This is a genomic window from Stenotrophomonas sp. 05L44_2 (assembly GCF_056665995.1).
Window position 1 is genome coordinate 1 of record NZ_JBFTNR010000510.1, and the last position, 3,089, is coordinate 3,089.

Genomic DNA, 3,089 nt, shown 5'->3' on the forward strand with positions numbered 1-3,089 from the left:
CGCCCAGGCCACCGCCCACGTCGACGTGGGTGATCTTCGCACCCAGCTGTGACAGCTCGACGAAGTAACGGGTGGCTTCGCGCATGCCRTTGGCGATGTCGCGCACRTTGGARATCTGCGAGCCCATGTGGAAGTGCAGCAGGCTCAGGCAGTCGGCGTATTCGGTATCGCGCAGCGACTTCCACAGGTCCAGCAGCTGGCGCGGCGACAGCCCGAACTTGGCCTTGTCGCCACCGCTGTTCTGCCACTTGCCGGCGCCCAGCGAGGCCAGGCGCATGCGCACGCCCAGGCCCGGCTTCACGTCCAGCGCCTTGGACTCTTCCAGCACCAGCTTCAGCTCGGACGGCTTCTCGATGACGATGAAGGTCTGCAGGCCCAGCTTGCGGCCGATCAGGGCCAGGCGGATGTACTCGCGGTCCTTGTAGCCGTTGCAGACGATCAGGCCACCCGGGCGCGACAGCGCCAGCACGGCCATCAGTTCCGGCTTGCTGCCCGCTTCCAGGCCGAAGCCTTCACCGTGGTGGCTGGCCAGAGTGCCGGCCACGCCGCGGTGCTGGTTCACCTTGATCGGGTACACGGCGGTGTAGCCGCCCGGGTAGTCCCAATCCTGCTGGGCCTGGGCGAACGCCGCCTGCAGCTTGCCCAGGCGCTGGCCGAGGATGTCCGGGAAGCGCACCAGCAGCGGCAGCTTGGCACCGGCCGCGCGCGCGGCATCGACCACCTTGGGCAGCGACACCACCGGGCCATCCGCCCCGGTCGGTCTCACCACCATGTGCCCGGCCTGATCCACGTCGAAATAGCCATCCGCCCAGTGCGGGATCGAGTAGGTCTTGCGGGCTTGGTCGAGGGACCAATCGGTCATTGCAGTCGGCCTTGTGGCAAATAAAAGGGGGGGCATGATAACGCCTATATGCCCACAGGTTCGTTATCATGCGCGCCCGCGCCCGTGGCAGGTCTGAACCTGAACGGGCCGATCCGTCCGGATGCGTGGCACCCCGCCTTCAGCCCGGCTCCATCCCCTCCGAACAGGAATGCTTTCCCATGACTGACAACAGCAACTGGTACATCGAACACTTCGAGCGCACCGGCTCGGCCATCGGCTACCGCATCACCGGCAAGCTGGACGAAGTGCAGTCGCCGTTCCAGAAGATCGAGATCTTCCAGACCACCGACTGGGGCAACCTGATGACCATCGATGGGGCCATCATGCTGACCAGCAAGGACAACTTCTTCTACCACGAGATGATCAGCCACCCGGTGCTGTTCACCCACGCCGCGCCCAAGCGCGTGGTGATCATCGGCGGCGGCGACTGCGGCACCCTGCGCGAAGTGCTCAAGCACAAGGGCGTGGAGAGCGTGACCCAGTGCGACATCGACGAGCAGGTGACCGTGATGGCGCGCAAGCACTTCCCGGAACTGTGCGATTCCAACGACGACCCGCGCGCCGAGCTGATGTTCGACGACGGCGTGGCCTACATGGCCAACTGCCCGGCCGGCAGCGTGGACGTGGTGATTGTCGATTCGACCGATCCGGTCGGCCCGGGCGAAGGCCTGTTCAACAAGGCGTTCTACGAGAGCTGCTTCAAGGCCCTGAAGGACGACGGCATCCTGGTGCAGCAGTCCGAGTCGCCGCTGATGCAGCTGGAGCTGATCAACGAAATGCGCACCGAGATGGGCAAGGCCGGCTTCGGCTCGTTCAAGACCCTGCCGTTCCCGCAGCCGTGCTACCCCACCGGCTGGTGGAGCGTGACCCTGGCGCGCAAGGGCGACAGCAGCTTCGACTTCCGCCAGGCCGATTCGGCCGCCAAGACCTTCGACACCCTGTACTACACCGCCGCGCTGCACACCGGCGTGCTGGTGACCCCGCCGTTCGTGAAGGCGGCGCTGAAGGGTTGATCGGAAAGCGTGCCAACCAAGGTTGGCACCTACCAAAGCAAAAACCCGCGCTGGCGACAGCGCGGGTTTTTTCGTTTTCCGGTAGCGCCGGGCCATGCCCGGCGGCGGTCCGCTTACAGCGCCCAGATACCGGCGATCACCGCCACCACCAGGCCCCACTTGATCACCTGATAGGCCACCACGCTGCGCTCGCGCAGCGCCTTGGCCTTCAGCCGCACCTTGTATACGCTGCCGAAGGCCTTGTTGACGCCACCGGTCGGGTCGCCCGGCAGGTTCGGCGAGGCGCCACCGGCCAGCAGCGTGGACGCCACCAGGCGGTTGAACAGGCCCGGCAGGCCGAAGCGCAGCGGGCGGGCGATATCGCAGAACAGGATCACCCGGTCATCGGGCGTCTCGTTGTGCGCATGGTGGATGTAGGTTTCGTCGAACATCATCCACTCACCGTCGCGCCAGCTCTTCTTGATGCCGTCCACTTCGATGTAGCAGGCATCGTTGTTGGGCGTGGCCAGGCCCAGGTGCAGGCGCAGCGAACCGGCGAACGGGTCGCGGTGCGGGCGCAGCTCGCTGCCCGACGGCAGCTGCGCGAACATCGCCGCGCGCACGTCCGGCAGCGATTCCAGCAGCGCGGTGGTCCTGGGGCACATCGCCTTGGCCGACGGGTGCGAGGGGCCGTACCACTTCAGGTAGAAGCGCTTCCAGCCGCGGCGGAAGAATGAATTGAAGCCGGCATCATTGAACGTGCTGGAGGCAGCGATCGCCTGCGCATCGCGCAGCGCCAGTGCCTCGTCGCGGATCATCTGCCAGTTCTGCCGCAGCGGCTCCAGCTGCGGGAATTCCTTGCCCGGGTCCAGGAACGGCGTGGTCGGCACCTTGGAGAACATGTACATGACCACGTTGATCGGGGCCATGAAGCTGGAGTGGTCCAGCAGCTGGCGCGACCAGCGCGCACGGACCTTGCCACGGAAGTGGATGTACAGCACGCAGGACACGAACAGCGCCGCAAGTACGATTTTGATGATCAAAGCACTTTCCTCCAGCACACGCCGGACRGGGAAACAGGGCGATGCGGCCGCAGGGCCGGCATCAGTGGGGGAACGCGGCAGGAGACGGGGACGTGCCGGGTGGGTGCGGCCGTCGATGTCGCGTGTAACAGCTTATGGTCGGCAGGCCGTGCGCCGGGGTCAAGCCAAGCG

Annotated in this window: 3 protein-coding genes; 1 reads left to right on the plus strand and 2 read right to left on the minus strand. The window is 65.8% G+C overall.

Features of this window, described 5'->3' with window-relative positions; genetic code table 11:
• Nucleotides 1-862, minus strand: an 862-nt coding sequence (gene speA / locus AC1VAN_RS16610; RefSeq protein ID WP_480986227.1) for a biosynthetic arginine decarboxylase, incomplete at its 3' end; no start/stop codon positions are given.
• Nucleotides 863-1,041: 179 nt separating this feature from the next.
• Between speA and speE the strand changes: the two genes are divergently transcribed.
• Nucleotides 1,042-1,896: a polyamine aminopropyltransferase gene (gene speE / locus AC1VAN_RS16615; protein ID WP_032977218.1), complete on the plus strand. Its 855-nt coding sequence runs from the start codon at nt 1,042-1,044 to the stop codon at nt 1,894-1,896.
• Between the two features lie 113 nt (nt 1,897-2,009).
• Here speE and AC1VAN_RS16620 read toward each other — a convergent pair whose 3' ends face one another.
• Nucleotides 2,010-2,915 carry an aspartyl/asparaginyl beta-hydroxylase domain-containing protein gene (locus tag AC1VAN_RS16620; RefSeq protein WP_442251450.1) on the minus strand — a complete coding sequence of 302 codons (906 nt, stop codon included), beginning with the start codon at nt 2,913-2,915 and terminating at the stop codon, nt 2,010-2,012.
• Between the last annotated feature and the right edge of the window lie 174 nt (nt 2,916-3,089).

Excerpts from the sequence above, each read along its gene's own strand:
- speE (WP_032977218.1), top strand. The coding sequence starts at position 1,042 with ATGACTGACAACAGCAACTGGTACATCGAACACTTCGAGCGCACCGGC.